Source organism: Mycobacterium sp. pR1184 (genome assembly GCF_041287235.1).
Lineage (GTDB): Bacteria > Actinomycetota > Actinomycetes > Mycobacteriales > Mycobacteriaceae > Mycobacterium.
Genome location: NZ_JBGGKR010000001.1, coordinates 165,855 through 180,258, shown reverse-complemented (window position 1 = coordinate 180,258; position 14,404 = coordinate 165,855). Strand labels below are relative to the sequence as shown.

The window sequence follows — 14,404 nt, the reverse complement described above, 5'->3', positions numbered from 1 at the left end:
TTCCATGACAGGGCTTTCATGACAGCGACAGATCCCGGCCCCGACGACCCGTACCTGTGGCTCGAGGACGTCACCGCCGAAAAGGCACTGGATTGGGTGCGCGCGCGCAACCAGCCGACAATGGCCCAGTTCTGCGAGGGCCGCTACGAGGCGGACTTCGAACGGATGCGCGCCGAGGCGCTGGAGGTGCTCGACACCGACGCCCGCATCCCCTATGTGCGTCGCCGCGGCGAGTATCTGTACAACTTCTGGCGCGACGCCGCCAACCCACGCGGGCTCTGGCGGCGCACCACGCTGGACAGCTACCGCAGCGACTCTCCCGAATGGGACGTGCTGATCGATGTCGACGAGCTCGGTCGCACCGATGACGAGAAGTGGGTGTGGGCCGGCGCCACGGTCATCGAACCGGAGTTCACCCGCGCCCTGGTCAACCTCTCCCGCGGCGGCTCGGACGCGGTGATCGTGCGCGAATTCGACATGCTCACAGGCGAATTCATCCCCGACGGGTTCGCACTACCGGAGGCCAAGTCGCAGATCGGCTGGGCCGACCCGGATACGGTGCTGGTCGGTACCGACTTCGGCCCCGATTCGCTGACCGAATCCGGATACCCCCGCATCGTGAAACGATGGCATCGCGGCACACCGTTGAACGAGGCCGAAACCATCTTCTCCGGCACGCGCACAGACGTCAGCGCCGGCGCCAACGCCGACCGGACGCCGGGCTTCGAGCGCAGCTTCGCGGGGCGTTCCATCGACTTCTGGAATTCGGAGCTCTACGAAATACGCGGATCGGAACTGATCCGCGTCGACGTGCCCACCGACTCGGGCACCTCGATTCACCGCGAATGGCTGTTGATCGAGCTGCGCAGCGATTGGACGCTCGGCGCCGCCACCTATCGCGCCGGCTCGCTGCTGGCGGCCCGCTACGACGAATTCCTCGCCGGCACAGCCGATGTGCAGGTGGTCTTCGAACCAGACGAACACACCTGCCTACACCAGACGGCGTGGACCCGCGACCGGCTGTTGCTGGTCACGTTGGTCGACGTCGCCAGCCGGGTCGAAATCGTCACACCCGGCACCTGGCGGCGCGAAGCGATCGCCGGAATCCCGCCGGCGACCAACACGGTGATCGCGGCCGCCGACGATACCGGCGACGAATTCTTCTTGGACTCAAGTGGATTCGATATGCCTTCGCGGCTGCTGCGCGGCACCGGCGAAGGGGAACTCGAGCAGATCAAGTCCGCGCCGGCATTCTTCGATGCCGAAAACCTAGACGTGCGGCAGTATTTCGTGCCGTCGAACGACGCGACCTTGATCCCCTACTTCGTGGTGCGATCACGCGCGATCGAAGGTCCCGGTCCCACCCTGCTCAGCGGTTACGGCGGTTTCGAATCCTCCAGGACGCCCGGCTACAGCGGGGTGCTTGGCCGGTTGTGGCTGGACCGCGGCGGCACCTACGTGATGGCCAACATTCGCGGCGGCGGCGAATACGGGCCGCGCTGGCATACCCAGGCGATGCGCGAGAACCGGCACAAGGTCGACGAGGATTTCGCCGCGGTGGCAGACGATTTGGTGAACCGCGGCATCACCAGTGTCGCGCAGCTTGGCGCCCAGGGCGGCAGCAACGGCGGCCTGCTGATGGGCATCATGCTGACCAAGTACCCGGAGAAATTCGGCGCGTTGGTCTGCGATGTGCCGCTGCTGGACATGAAGCGCTACCACCTGTTGCTGGCCGGCGCGTCCTGGGTGGCCGAGTACGGCGATCCGGACAACCCGGACGACTGGGAATTCATCTCCAAATACTCTCCCTACCAGAACATTTCGGCGACACGCCAGTACCCTCAGGTGCTGTTCACCACCTCCACGCGGGACGACCGGGTGCATCCTGGCCACGCCCGCAAGATGGTCGCGGCACTGCAGGCCGCGGGCCATCAGGTGTGGTTGTACGAGAACATCGAGGGCGGGCACGCCGGTGCGGCGGACAATGAGCAAGCCGCCTTCAAATCGGCCCTGAGTTATTCGTTCCTTTGGCGCACGCTGGGAGGCCAACCGTGAAGATCCTCGACATCATCGAATTCGGCATGGTCATTGCCGGTCTGATCCTGATCATCGCGGGGTGGGCGCAGGCGCGATTCCGCTTCATCTCGCAACGCCGCAAGGCCCGGTACTTCTACTGGGGGACCTCGGCTCTGGGCATCGTGCTTTTCGGCTTCGGGACCGGACAGCTGTGGCCGAACGCGGTCATCACGACGCTGATCTTCTCCACACTCGTCCTGAGCACCGCCTACTTCACCACGCCCTACCTGAAGATCGGCGACCAGATCTACGCGTCGACGCCGGAAAATCGCGAACCCGACCCGCCCGTCGAGGACAGCTAGCCCACACTGGGGCCTATGCCAGATACCGAGCCCGACTTCGAGACCCTGCTGTACAGGACCTCCGGTCCGGTCGCGACCATCACGCTGAACCGCCCCGAGCACCTCAACACGATCGTGCCGCCGATGCCCGACGAGATCGAGGCCGCCATCGGCCTCGCCGAGCGGGATGCGGGCGTCAAGGTCATCGTGCTGCGCGGTGCCGGCCGGGCGTTCTCCGGCGGCTACGACTTCGGTGGCGGATTCCAGCACTGGGGCGAGTCGATGATGACCGACGGGAAGTGGGATCCGGGTAAGGACTTCGCGATGGTCAGCGCCCGTGCGACCGGGCCCACGCAGAAGTTCATGGCGATCTGGCGGGCGTCCAAGCCGGTGATCGCGCAGGTGCACGGCTGGTGTGTCGGCGGGGCGAGCGACTACGCGCTGTGCGCCGACATCATCGTCGCCAGTGAAGACGCCGTCATCGGCACTCCCTACAGCCGGATGTGGGGGGCGTACCTGACCGGCATGTGGCTCTACCGGCTGAGCCTGGCCAAGGCCAAGTGGCATTCCCTGACCGGCCGGCCGCTGTCCGGCGTCCAGGCCGCCGAGATCGAGTTGATCAACGAGGCGGTGCCGTTCGACCGCCTCGAAGCCCGGGTCGCAGAGATCGCCGCCGAGCTGGCACACATCCCGCTGTCGCAGCTGCAGGCGCAGAAGCTGATCGTCAACCAGGCTTACGAGAACATGGGACTGGCCTCCACCCAGACGCTGGGCGGCATCCTGGACGGCCTGATGCGTAATACGCCCGACGCGATCGGCTTCATCAATACCGCTCAAAGCCAGGGCGTGCGGGCCGCGGTGCAGCACCGCGACGGGCCGTTCGGCGACTACAGCCAGGCCCCACCTGACCTGCGGCCCGATCCCTCGCACGTCATCGTCCCTGATAGCGATGGCTAATAAGCTGGACTAAAAAGTCGGCCAGGACTCGCCCACGGGATGTCCGAAGTGCTACCGTTACAGCTATGTCTCGGCTGAGTTCGTGCCTGCGAGCAGGCGCCATGTTCTTTGCAATGGGTATGGCCGCTGTGACCGTCCCGGCGACCGCGTCGGCGGACTCCACGGAGGACTTCCCGATCCCCCGCCGGATGATCAACACCACGTGTGACGCCGAGCAGATCCTGGCAGCCACCCGGGACACCAGCCCGGTGTACTACCAGCGGTACATGATCGACTTCAACAACCACCCGAACGTCCAGCAGGCGACGATCGACAAGGCGCACTGGTTCTTCTCGTTGGCGCCGCAGGACCGTCGCGGCTACTCGGAGAACTTCTACGCGCCGGTCTCCGACCCGCTGTGGGTGGCCTGGCCCAACCACATGAAGATCTTCTTCAACAACAAGGGTGTCGTCGCCAAGTCGACCGACATCTGCAATCAGTACCCGGCCGGCGACATGTCGGTCTGGAACTGGGCGTAACTCCCCGCACTCACCAATTAACCCCGGGCCCGGCCCGGGGTTAATTGCTTTTCGTCCCCCGATCGGGGGACAACCGAATCAGCCGTTGTCGGGGCTGTTCGGTGGATGTTCGGTGAGCGGCGCAGCGGGAATAGTTGGGGCCATGCGCACCGCGACCCCAGCCACGATCCCAGCCGCAGCCCTCGACTGGCGTGATGTCGTCGGCGACTCCGACGCCCCGACCACGCGCATCGTGCACGTGCACGCCCGCGAAGCCGGGCTGATCGTCGACATGCTGTGCGTGGTACGCGGACAGCACGTCGAGCCCGACGCGCGGGTGAAGGTCGGACGGCTGCGCCGCTACGCAAGCTCGCACTGCCGCACCTGCGGCGAGTCCGTGGAACAGACCCACGACGTGCTGCCGCAAGTGGTTGCGCTGTAGTCCGTCAGTAGTGGGCCGGGAACCGATCCGTCGCGGCCGCCTCCCCGTTGGGTGAACGGCCATTGCCGGGGACCAGCACGGGCGCGTCGAGCAGTTTGCGAACCGCCGGACGAGGCCCGTAGGGCCGCAGCATCTGACTGGCCGGGCGGGTGCGCACCTGCGTCGGCCACCAGAACCAGCGCCCCATCAACGCCGCGACCGACGGCATCATGAACGAGCGCACGATCAGCGTGTCGAACAACAGGCCCAGGGCAATGGTGGTTCCGACCTGCCCCATGACGCGTAGCGGGCTGATCGCGAACGTGGCCATCGTGGCGGCAAACACCAGACCGGCAGACGTCACCACCGCACCGGTACCGGCCATCGACCGGATGATTCCGGTCTTCAACCCCGCGTGGATCTCCTCTTTAAATCGCGACACCAGCAGCAGGTTGTAGTCGGACCCCACTGCCAGTAGCAGGATGACCGACATCGCCAGCACCATCCAGTGCAGTTGGATGCCCAGGATGTCCTGCCAGACCAGCACCGAGAGGCCGAAGGAGGCTCCCAACGAAAGCAGCACGGTGCCCACGATGGTGATCGCGGCGACGAGGCTGCGGGTGATGATCAGCATGATGATCAGGATCAGGCTGGCCGCCGATATCCCGGCGATCATCAGGTCGTACTTGGACCCGTCTCGCATGTCCTTGTAGACCGCGGCCGTGCCGCCCAGCCAGATCTTGGACCCCTCCAGTGGCGTCCCCTTGATCGCTTCCTTGGCCGCCAACTTGATCGGGTCGACGTGCGAAATGCCTTCGGGCGTCGCCGGCGCGACGTCATGGGAAATGATGAAACGGGCGGCGTGGCCGTCGGGCGACAGGAACATCTTCAGGCCGCGCTTGAAGTCGGGGTTGTCGAATACCTCCGGCGGAATGTAGAAGGAGTCGTCGTTCTTGGCCGCGTCGAAGGCCTGACCCATGGCCGTCGAGTTCTGGCTCATCACGTCCATCTGGTCGTACATCGAGTTCATCGAGCTGTGCATCGTCAGCATCATCTGCTTCATCGTCGACATCGTGGCGATCATCGGCGGCATCTGCGCCAGCATTTGCGGTAGCAACGCATCCAGCTGACCAATGTCATTGGACAGGTACTGGAACTTTTCGACGATCTGATCCAGGCCGTCGAGGGCATCCAGGATGGATCGCAGCGACCAGCAGACCGGAATGTCGAAACAGTGCTTCTCCCAATAGAAGTAGCTGCGGATCGGCCGGAAGAAGTCGTCGAAGTTGGCGATCTCGTCACGCATATTGCTTGTGACGTCCAGCATTTCGTGCGTGAGGCCGTCCATGTGGTGAGTCACGGCGGCCATCTTCGACGTGATGTCGTACATCCGCTGCATCGTGTCGATGGACATCTGCATCGCGTCGGCCTGCGTGAGCATGTCGGCCATCCGCTTCTTCATGTACTCCTGGTTTTCGACCTGCGTGGTGTTCTGCATGCTGATCTGGAACGGGATCGACGTGTGCTCGATGGGCGCCCCCAACGGCCTGGTGATCGTCTGGACGCGGGCGACGCCGGGAATATGGAAGACACCCCGGGCAATTCGGTCCAGTACCAACATGTTTGCCGGATTCCGCATGTCGTGATCGGTCTCGATCAACAACAGTTCCGGGTTCATCCGGGCGTTGGAGAAGTGCCGCTCGGCGGCTTCGTATCCGACCACCGCCTTCGTGCTCGGCGGAAGGTACTGGCGGTTGTCGTAATTGGTCTTGTACCCGGGCAGCGCCAGCAGGCCGATCAGCGCGATGCCGATCGAGACCCCCAGGATCGGCCCCGGCCACCGGACGATCGCCGTGCCCACGCGCCGCCAGCCCTGGGTCCGCATCTTGCGCTTGGGGTCGAACAGGTGGAAGCGGCTGCGGCTGCCCACCGCCAATATGGCCGGGCCGAGCGTGAGTGCGGCGAGCACGGCGACCAGCGTCCCCACCGCGCACGGGACGCCGAGGCTCTGGAAATACGGAAGGCGGGTGAAGCTGAGGCAATACATCGCACCGGCGATCGTCAGACCGGAGCCCAGCACGACGTGCGCGGTGCCGTGGAACATGGTGTAGAAGGCCTGTTCTCGGTCCTCGCCGAGGGATCGCGCCTCCTGGTACCGGCCCAGTACGAAGATGGCGTAGTCGGTACTGGCCGCGATCACCATCAACACCAGCAGGTTCACCGCGAAGGTCGACAGGCCGATGATCTCGTTGTGCGCCAGGAACGCGACGACCTGGCGCGCCGCGAACAGCTCGAGCACCACCATCACCAGCGTGATGAACATCGTGATGACCGAGCGGTACACCCACAGCAACATTACGATGATCACGGCGAAGGTGAGCAGGGTGACCAGGATGACGCCCTTGTCGCCGGCCGCCGACTGATCGGCGGTCAGGGCCGCCGCACCGGTCACATACGCCTTCACCCCGGGCGGCGGTGGCGTCGAATCCACCAGCTGGCGAACCGACCGGACGGACTCGTTGGCCTTGGTCTCGCCCTGATTGCCTCGCAGATACACCTGCACGTAGGCGGCCTTGCCGTCCGAGCTCTGGGAGCCGGCCGCCGTCAGGGGATCGCCCCAGAAGTCCTGGACGTGCTCGACGTGCGCCGTGTCCGCGACGAGTTTCTTGACCAGCTGGTCGTAAAAGCGGTGCGCGTCGTCACCGAGCGGCTTGTCGCCCTCCAGCAGGATCATGATCGCGCTGTCACTGGTGAATTCGTTGAAGACCTTGCCGACGCGCTGCGTCGCCTGCATCGATGCCGCCTCTTTCGGGCTCATCGGCACCGTGTGTTGCTTGCCGACCGTTTCCAGGTCGGGAACGAACATGGACAGGCATACCACCAGCGCGACCCAGCCCACGACGATCAAGGGCGCGAATTTGTACACCGACCGCGCAAACAGCGGCATGTGGGGAAGCCCAACGGCCTGGTTGTCGGTCATGCGGACTTCACTATGCAAAAGGTTTCGGCGTTCACTCCGGTGACCGACCTTTCGTCCTTGACTACGTCATTCACGATGATCTGGCAGCCGATCTGGTCTCCGTCGGTTTGCGCGACCACGTTGACGCTCACCGACGGAAGCGTGGTGGTGACCGAGAGCGTCCAGGGCAGTGGCACGTTGTCGATGCGCCGCGGCTGGGCATTGATGTCCAGATAGTTGATATTGGCGGTGCTCCCCGACCCGTACACCTTGTAGACCACGTGCTTGGGGTTGAACGGCTTGATGTCGTCCAGGCTGCTGCTGCCGATCCCCGAGGTGTCGTGGTTGCCGAAGAAGGAGCGCAGGCGAAGGACGCAGAAGGCCGCGACCGCGATCACGACCGCGATCACGAGAACGATCCACAGTCGTCGCACCGCATTGGCAACCGGCGCCTTCGCCACCCGCTTACCTCCCGCTCACCGGGCGACCGACCGCCCGTCCGAGTGCGATTCCAATTCGCCTGCTAGTCATGGCGATTCGGCGAGAAGGCCGATGCAGGTGGCGGTGAGTACCCGGGTAAGGGCGGGGCCGAATTCGATATTCCACTCCTCGGGCGGCACGGCCTCCGGCTGGTCGGCGTAGGCATCGGTGAGCCGCTCCGGCGGGTTGGCGATCTGCCAGAACGCGGCCGCCAACGAATAGGCGGCGATCAAGCTGTCGAACGCTCCCGAGCGGCCGAGTTTGGGCAACGCGCGCTCGATGGCGTCGGCGAGGGCGACCGCGGCGGCCGAGATCGTTCGCCGGATGTCGACCACCCGCTCCACCTCCACCTCATGTTCGAGGTGAAGGTGGAGGTTGGCCAGCAGGTCGCAGAACAGTGGATCGGCCGCCAGGCCGTTGGCCAATGTTTCGGCTACCCGCGCCGGCGACATGGGGCCCGGCTCGGCCAGCTGCTCGCACACCGTTTCCGACCATCGCACCCACCCCTCGGCGGCGAGATGGAGCAGGACCTCTTTGTGTGACGTGAAGTAGCGGCGCACCGCCGAGTAGTGAATGCCGGCGCGACCGGCCACGGCGGTGAGCGTCACCGACGCGACACCGGTCTCGCGGGCCAGGGAGCGCGCGGCTTCGACCAATGCGGCCGCACGTCGGCGCTTGTTCTCTTCCGTGCGGGCGCGCTGAAATGTGAGTTGCGCCACCGCGCGAGCGTAACGCACATCACGTGATTTGTATAACGCACATAGTGTGTTTTTCGCGGGCGGTTACCGTGGAGAGTCGTCAGCGTCTGGTATCCCGTCCGTAACCGCCACCGTCTCGAATAACTCGTATGCACACAATTGCGCTCATCGGTCTGCTCGGTGGCTTGATCACCGGCATTTCGCCATGCATCCTGCCCGTGCTTCCAGTGATTTTTCTGTCCAGCATGGACAGCGGCAGCAGCAAAGCCAGCAGTCGCGGTTTGAGCTCGGCCATGCGCCCCTACCTGGTGATCGCGGGCCTGGTGTGCAGCTTCAGCCTGGCCACCCTGATCGGCTCCGCGCTGCTGTCGGCACTGCACCTGCCCCAGGACGCCATCCGGTGGACGGCCCTGGTGGTGCTCACTCTGATCGGCCTGGGCTTGATCTTCCCGCCCCTTCAACACCTGATCGAGCGGCCGTTCACCTTCCTACCGCAACGCCAAAATAGCGGCAGCACAGATGGTTTCGGCCTAGGACTGACGTTGGGCGCCCTGTATGTACCGTGCGCGGGGCCGGTGCTGGCCGCGATCGTGGTCGCCGGCGGCACGACGTCGCTGGGACCGGCGACCTTCGTGTTGACCGCGACGTTCGCACTCGGCAACGCGATACCGCTGCTGGCTTTCGCGCTGGCCGGACGGCAAGTCGCGCAACGAGTTACGGCTTTCCGACGTCGCCAGCGCCAGATTCAGATCGCCGGCGGAATCATGATGATCGTGCTGGCGGTGGCGCTGGTGTTCAACCTGCCCGCCCTGCTGCAGCGCGCCGTACCCGACTACACGACTGCGATGCAGAACCGTTTGGGCGCCAACGATATCCAACGGTCACTGGTTCCGAGCCGCCCACCGGGGACAACCACGGGCAGCGTGCTGGAACTCAATCAGGGCAACACGAGCAACGGGCTGCCCACTAACTGCAACGACGGTGCTACCGAGCTACAACAGTGCGGGCAGGCGCCGGCTATCACCGGCATCACCGGATGGCTCAACACCCCGGACGGCAAACCGCTTGATCCCGCCTCGGTGCGGGGCAAGGTGGTGCTGATCGACTTCTGGGCCTACTCCTGCATCAACTGCCAACGCGCCATCCCGCACGTCGTCGATTGGTACAACCGCTATCGCGACAGCGGATTGGTGGTCATCGGGGTGCACACCCCCGAGTACGCCTTCGAACGGGTCCCCGGCAACGTGGCCAGCGGCGCGGCCGGCTTGCACATCGACTACCCCATCGCGCTGGACAACGACTACGCGACCTGGAACGCCTTCAACAACATGTACTGGCCGGCCGAATACCTGATCGACGGCAACGGAACGCTGCGGCACACCAAGTTCGGCGAAGGCGACTACGACGGCACCGAGAAGCTGATCCGCCAACTGCTGGTGGACGCCAACCCCAACGTCGCGCTACCCCCGGCGGTCAACGGGGCCGACACCACCCCCAAGACCAACCTCACCCCCGAGACCTACCTGGCTCCCGACAAAGCCACCACCTACGGCGGTGACGGCAGCTATCAGGCAGGCGCCGCCGGGTTCAGCTTCCCGCCGCAGCTGGCTAACGACAGGTTCGCGCTGCGCGGCCGGTGGACCCTCGACGACCAGGGCATCACCGCCGAAAGCGACGACGCCGCGATCCGGCTGAACTACACCGCCAAGAACGTCTTCGTCGTCGTCGGCGGCACCGGGACCATCACGATGACCCGCGACGGGAAAACCACCACCACACCGATCGGCGGCGTCCCCACGCTGCACGAGATCGTGTCCGACGGCGCCGCCCACCGCGATCAATTCGACTTGCAAGTGAGCAGGGGCTTGCAGGTGTTTTCGTTCACTTTCGGCTAGACATCGGTAAGCACGCAGCAGCCCATCCGCCAGCTGCGTGGCTACGAATGAGAATCGTGGACTCCTTACCCGCACGGTCGGTTGCCGTCATCGGCAGCGGCGTGGCCGGCCTGACCGCCGCCTACATCCTGTCCGGCCGCGACCGCGTCACGCTGTATGAAGCCGACGTACGGCTCGGGGGCCACGCGCACACCCATTTCCTGGACGACGGCGACCGGGTGATCGGCGTCGACTCGGCATTTCTGGTGCACAACGACCGGACCTACCCGACGCTGTGCCGGCTGCTGCGCGAGCTAGGGGTGGCTACCCAGCCCTCGGAGATGTCGATGTCGGTGCGCGCCGACGAGATCGGGCTCGAATACGCCGGCGCCCTGGGCTTGAGTGGATTGTTCGCGTGTAAGCAGTCGCTGCGGCCCCGTCACCTGCACATGCTCGCCGAGATCACCAGATTCCACCGCGCCGCCGCGCGGCTGCTGCGCGACGACAGCACCGAGCCGGCGGAACTCGAGACACTGGAATCCTTCCTGCGCCGGCATCGCTTCTCGTCGTATTTCGTCGACTTCTTCATCACCCCGCTGGTCGCGGCGGTGTGGTCGTGCGCCGGTGACGACGCCCTGCGCTACCCGGCGCGCTATCTGTTCGTCTTCCTCGACCACCACGGCATGCTGTCGGTGTTCGGCTCCCCCACCTGGCGCACCGTGACCGGGGGTTCGGCGCACTACGTGCAGGCCATCGCCGCGCGGCTCGCCGAGGTGTCGACCGGGACGCCGGTGACCTCGCTGCGGCGGGTACGCGACGGCGTACGGCTGCAGGCGGGCGACCACCCGCCGCGGCTGTTCGACGCGGCCGTCGTCGCCGTGCATCCCGACCAGGCGCTGCTGCTGCTCGACGATCCGACCCCCTGGGAACGCGCGGTGCTGAGTGCGATCCCGTACTCGACCAATCAGGCGCAGCTGCACACCGACGAATCGGTGCTACCCCGGCATCGCCGTGCGCGCGCATCATGGAACTACCTGGTTACCCCCGGGAAGGACCATGTCGTGGTCAGCTATGACGTCAGCAGACTCATGCGGCTGGATGGCAACCGCCGGTACCTGGTGACCCTGGGCGGTCACGACCGCGTCGATCCGGCGTCGGTGATCGCCGAAATGACCTACAGCCATCCCCTCTACACGCCGGAATCGGTTGCGGCACAAGCATTGTTGCCCACACTGGACGACGATCGGCTGGTCTTCGCGGGCGCATACCACGGCTGGGGTTTTCACGAGGACGGCGCCGCCTCGGGCTTGGCCGCGGCGCGGCGCCTCGGTGCCGACTGGCCGACGGCGACCCAGTGCGAGGCGGTGGCCCGATGCTGACGCCGGCGATCTACCGCACCACGATCCGCCATTGGCGACAGGCCCCGGTGCGCCACTCGTTCGAATACCGCAGCTACAGCTGGTATGTCGACCTCGACGAGCTGCCGCTGCTGCCCTGGTGGCTGCGACCGTTCGCCCGGTTCCGCGCCTCGGATCACTTCGCCCCGGGGCAGCCCGGTTCGTTGCGCGATCGGCTCGGTGCCTTCTTCGCCGACCGCGGCCTGACCGCGCCCGAGGGTCGCGTCACCGCGCTGCTACAGGCGCGCGTGCTCGGGTACGTCTTCAACCCGCTGAGCGTCTTCTGGTGCCACGACCGCGACGGTCAACTGCGCCATGTGATCGCCGAGGTGCACAACACCTATGGCGAGCGCCACGCCTACCTGCTGCCCCCGGCCGACGTGCCGGTGGTCACCGAGAAGAAGTTCTATGTGTCGCCGTTCAATGCGGTGGACGGCTACTACCTGGTACGAGCACCGCGGCCCGACGACGAAGTCGACATCACCATCGAACTGCGCCGCGACCGTCAGCCCGCGTTCGTGGCCAACATGCGCGGGCAGCGGCGGCCGGCGAGCGCCCGGCAGGTCGCGATCATGCAACTCGTTTCGCCGCTGGCGCCGCTGGTGGTGGCCGTACGCATCCGAATTCAGGGGATCAAACTGTGGTTACGTCGAGTCCCGTTGGTACGGCGATGACCGTATCGACCATCCGAAAACCCGCGGCAGCAATCGATTCCGATCGCTGGCCGACCATCGCGAAGGTGCCCTCCGGGCCGGTGAGCGCGGCCTGCGCCGCCGCCGCCGACCGACTGTTGCGACGCGCGGCCGCTCGGCTCCCGCTGCGGGTGGCCTACCCGGACGGCACGGTGGTCGGTGCCGCCGACCCGACGGTGCCGACTTTGTTTGTCCACCAACCGAAAGCGATGGCGCGCCGGATCGGGCGCCACGGCCTGATCGGTTTCGGCGAGTCCTACATGGCAGGAGAATGGTCGTCGGACGACCTCAGCGGAATGCTGACGGTGTTCGCCGGCTCGGTGGACGAACTGGTGCCGCGCTCGCTGCAATGGCTGCGCCCGATCGGGCCGGCCTTCCGGCCGCGGTGGTTCAGCGCCAGCCGGGATCGCACCCGGCGCAATATTGCCGAGCACTACGACCTGTCCAACGACCTGTTCTCCGAATTCCTCGACGAGACCATGACGTACTCCTGCGCGTTGTTCGACCGGCTGCCGGCGTCGGCGTCGGATCTGGCTGCCGCGCAAGAGCGCAAGATCGATCGGCTGCTCGACCTCGCCGGCGTTCACCGGGGCAGCCGGGTGCTCGAAATCGGGACCGGCTGGGGCGAGCTGTGCATCCGCGCGGCCGCCCGGGGCGCCGAGATCCACTCGGTGACCCTGTCGGTCGAGCAGCAGCAGCTGGCGCGGCTTCGGGTTGCCGCGGCGGGGCTGACCGACAACGTGACGATCGACCTCTGCGATTACCGGGACGTTGACGGAGTTTACGACGCGGTGCTGTCGGTCGAGATGATCGAAGCGGTGGGATTCCATGCGTGGCAGCGGTATTTCACCACCCTCGAACGGCTGGTGCGACCGGGCGGCCGCGTTGCGATCCAGGCGATCACGATGCCGCACTCGCGGATGATGGCCAGCCGCAACACACAAACCTGGATCCAGAAGTACATCTTCCCGGGCGGACTGTTGCCATCCACCCAGGCCATCTCCGCAATCACCGAACGCCGCACCGGTTTACGCACGGTCGACATGACCTCGTTGCGCCCGCACTACGCCGAGACGCTGCGGCTGTGGCGGGAGCGTTTCCTGCAGCGACGAGACCGATTGGCGCACATGGACTTCGACGAGGTGTTCCAACGCATGTGGGAGCTGTACCTGGCGTATTCGGAGGCGGGCTTTCGCTCGGGATACCTGAACGTCTATCAGTGGACGTTCGCGCGCGAGGGGTGCTGATGAGCGAGGTGAGCATCGTGGAGAACTTGGCCCAGGTGTGCGGCGCCTCGGTTGCGGTTCTGGCCGTGGTGCATTCGGTTACGTTCACCATCGGCAAGCGCATCGGCCGCTACAACGTCGTCGACGTGGCCTGGGGTATCGGCTTCGTCGGGATCGCCGCCGTCGCCGCGGCGCTCGGCCACGGCGACCCGATCCGGCGCTGGCTGCTGCTGGCGCTGGTGACGATCTGGGGGGCGCGGCTGAGCTGGCACATCCACCGCAAGACCGCCGGCAAGGGTGAGGATCCGCGCTATGCCGCCATGCTGGGCGATGCCACACCCGGGGAAGTGGTGCGCAAAGTCTTTCTGCTGCAGGCGTTGATCACCTGGTTTGTCTCCTTCCCGCTGCAACTGTCGGCGGTGACCGGGCCCACCCCGAAACCGCTGGTCGCCGTGCTGGTGTTCGGTGTGGCGGTGTGGCTGGTGGGCGTCACCTTCGAAGCGGTCGGAGACCGGCAGCTGCGGATCTTCAAGTCCGACCCGGCCAATCGCGGTGTAGTGATGGACCGCGGGCTGTGGGCGTGGACGCGTCACCCCAATTACTTCGGCGACGCCGCCGTGTGGTGGGGCCTGTGGCTGATCACCATCACCGGGTGGTGGTCGCTGGCCACGGTCGGGTCACCGCTGCTGATGACCTACTTCCTGGTCTATGTGACCGGGGTCCGGCTGACCGAGAAATTGATGGCCGGCCGGCCCGGCTTCGCGGAATATCAGCAACGGACCGCGTGTTTTGTCCCGAGACCACCGAGACCAGCACGTCGATAGCCATCGCCGATGCCGCTCGGTG

Annotated in this window: 13 protein-coding genes; 10 read left to right on the top strand and 3 right to left on the bottom strand. The window is 65.6% G+C overall.

The features are described from left to right. Positions 1-18: 18 nt before the first annotated feature. The 5 genes from ACAG21_RS00905 to ACAG21_RS00885 all read left to right on the top strand — a co-directional run bounded on the left by ACAG21_RS00905 (position 19) and on the right by ACAG21_RS00885 (position 4,253). Positions 19-2,055 carry a prolyl oligopeptidase family protein gene (locus tag ACAG21_RS00905; RefSeq protein ID WP_370494188.1) on the top strand — a complete coding sequence of 679 codons (2,037 nt, stop codon included), beginning with the start codon at positions 19-21 and terminating at the stop codon, positions 2,053-2,055. Beyond that, positions 2,052-2,378 carry a hypothetical protein gene (locus ACAG21_RS00900; RefSeq protein WP_370494187.1) on the top strand — a complete coding sequence of 109 codons (327 nt, stop codon included), beginning with the start codon at positions 2,052-2,054 and terminating at the stop codon, positions 2,376-2,378. Before ACAG21_RS00905 ends, ACAG21_RS00900 begins: the two co-directional genes overlap by 4 nt. A 15-nt stretch (positions 2,379-2,393) precedes the next feature. Continuing rightward, positions 2,394-3,314 (top strand): crotonase/enoyl-CoA hydratase family protein, encoded by a 921-nt coding sequence (locus ACAG21_RS00895; protein WP_370494186.1) that lies wholly within the window; start codon positions 2,394-2,396, stop codon positions 3,312-3,314. 65 nt (positions 3,315-3,379) lie between these two features. Then, positions 3,380-3,832 (top strand): DUF5078 domain-containing protein, encoded by a 453-nt coding sequence (locus ACAG21_RS00890; RefSeq protein ID WP_370494184.1) that lies wholly within the window; start codon positions 3,380-3,382, stop codon positions 3,830-3,832. A gap of 142 nt (positions 3,833-3,974) precedes the next feature. Next, a complete protein-coding gene (locus ACAG21_RS00885) occupies positions 3,975-4,253 on the top strand; it encodes a hypothetical protein (RefSeq protein WP_370494183.1) in 279 nt (92 codons plus the stop codon). A gap of 4 nt (positions 4,254-4,257) precedes the next feature. On the opposite strand, the gene ACAG21_RS00880 is transcribed toward ACAG21_RS00885, so the two are convergent. From ACAG21_RS00880 to ACAG21_RS00870, 3 genes are all read right to left on the bottom strand, one after another. Beyond that, a complete protein-coding gene (locus ACAG21_RS00880; RefSeq protein WP_370494182.1) occupies positions 4,258-7,212 on the bottom strand; it encodes an RND family transporter in 2,955 nt (984 codons plus the stop codon). After that, positions 7,209-7,652, bottom strand: a complete 444-nt coding sequence (locus ACAG21_RS00875) for an MmpS family transport accessory protein (RefSeq protein WP_370494181.1) — start codon at positions 7,650-7,652, stop codon at positions 7,209-7,211. The genes ACAG21_RS00880 and ACAG21_RS00875 overlap by 4 nt, the downstream gene beginning before the upstream one ends. A 66-nt stretch (positions 7,653-7,718) precedes the next feature. Then, positions 7,719-8,408: a TetR family transcriptional regulator gene (locus tag ACAG21_RS00870; protein ID WP_370494180.1), complete on the bottom strand. Its 690-nt coding sequence runs from the start codon at positions 8,406-8,408 to the stop codon at positions 7,719-7,721. Between the two features lie 110 nt (positions 8,409-8,518). On the opposite strand from ACAG21_RS00870, the gene ACAG21_RS00865 reads away from it, so the two are divergent. The 5 genes from ACAG21_RS00865 to ACAG21_RS00845 are packed head-to-tail and all read left to right on the top strand — an operon-like array spanning position 8,519 to position 14,382. Continuing rightward, positions 8,519-10,264 (top strand): cytochrome c biogenesis protein DipZ, encoded by a 1,746-nt coding sequence (locus tag ACAG21_RS00865; protein ID WP_370494179.1) that lies wholly within the window; start codon positions 8,519-8,521, stop codon positions 10,262-10,264. Between the two features lie 47 nt (positions 10,265-10,311). Next, positions 10,312-11,622, top strand: coding sequence for an NAD(P)/FAD-dependent oxidoreductase (locus ACAG21_RS00860; RefSeq protein WP_370494178.1), 1,311 nt, complete (start codon positions 10,312-10,314; stop codon positions 11,620-11,622). Next, positions 11,616-12,314 carry a DUF1365 domain-containing protein gene (locus ACAG21_RS00855; protein WP_370494177.1) on the top strand — a complete coding sequence of 233 codons (699 nt, stop codon included), beginning with the start codon at positions 11,616-11,618 and terminating at the stop codon, positions 12,312-12,314. The genes ACAG21_RS00860 and ACAG21_RS00855 overlap by 7 nt, the downstream gene beginning before the upstream one ends. Beyond that, positions 12,311-13,579 carry a class I SAM-dependent methyltransferase gene (locus ACAG21_RS00850; protein WP_370494176.1) on the top strand — a complete coding sequence of 423 codons (1,269 nt, stop codon included), beginning with the start codon at positions 12,311-12,313 and terminating at the stop codon, positions 13,577-13,579. The genes ACAG21_RS00855 and ACAG21_RS00850 overlap by 4 nt, the downstream gene beginning before the upstream one ends. After that, positions 13,579-14,382 (top strand): DUF1295 domain-containing protein, encoded by an 804-nt coding sequence (locus tag ACAG21_RS00845; protein WP_370494175.1) that lies wholly within the window; start codon positions 13,579-13,581, stop codon positions 14,380-14,382. The genes ACAG21_RS00850 and ACAG21_RS00845 overlap by 1 nt, the downstream gene beginning before the upstream one ends. Positions 14,383-14,404 lie beyond the last annotated feature (22 nt).

Excerpts from the sequence above, each read along its gene's own strand:
- ACAG21_RS00905 (WP_370494188.1), top strand. The coding sequence starts at position 19 with ATGACAGCGACAGATCCCGGCCCCGACGACCCGTACCTGTGGCTCGAG.
- ACAG21_RS00895 (WP_370494186.1), top strand. The coding sequence starts at position 2,394 with ATGCCAGATACCGAGCCCGACTTCGAGACCCTGCTGTACAGGACCTCC.
- ACAG21_RS00890 (WP_370494184.1), top strand. The coding sequence starts at position 3,380 with ATGTCTCGGCTGAGTTCGTGCCTGCGAGCAGGCGCCATGTTCTTTGCA.
- ACAG21_RS00885 (WP_370494183.1), top strand. The coding sequence starts at position 3,975 with ATGCGCACCGCGACCCCAGCCACGATCCCAGCCGCAGCCCTCGACTGG.
- ACAG21_RS00880 (WP_370494182.1), bottom strand. The coding sequence starts at position 7,212 with ATGACCGACAACCAGGCCGTTGGGCTTCCCCACATGCCGCTGTTTGCG.
- ACAG21_RS00865 (WP_370494179.1), top strand. The coding sequence starts at position 8,519 with ATGCACACAATTGCGCTCATCGGTCTGCTCGGTGGCTTGATCACCGGC.
- ACAG21_RS00860 (WP_370494178.1), top strand. The coding sequence starts at position 10,312 with ATGAGAATCGTGGACTCCTTACCCGCACGGTCGGTTGCCGTCATCGGC.
- ACAG21_RS00855 (WP_370494177.1), top strand. The coding sequence starts at position 11,616 with ATGCTGACGCCGGCGATCTACCGCACCACGATCCGCCATTGGCGACAG.
- ACAG21_RS00850 (WP_370494176.1), top strand. The coding sequence starts at position 12,311 with ATGACCGTATCGACCATCCGAAAACCCGCGGCAGCAATCGATTCCGAT.
- ACAG21_RS00845 (WP_370494175.1), top strand. The coding sequence starts at position 13,579 with ATGAGCGAGGTGAGCATCGTGGAGAACTTGGCCCAGGTGTGCGGCGCC.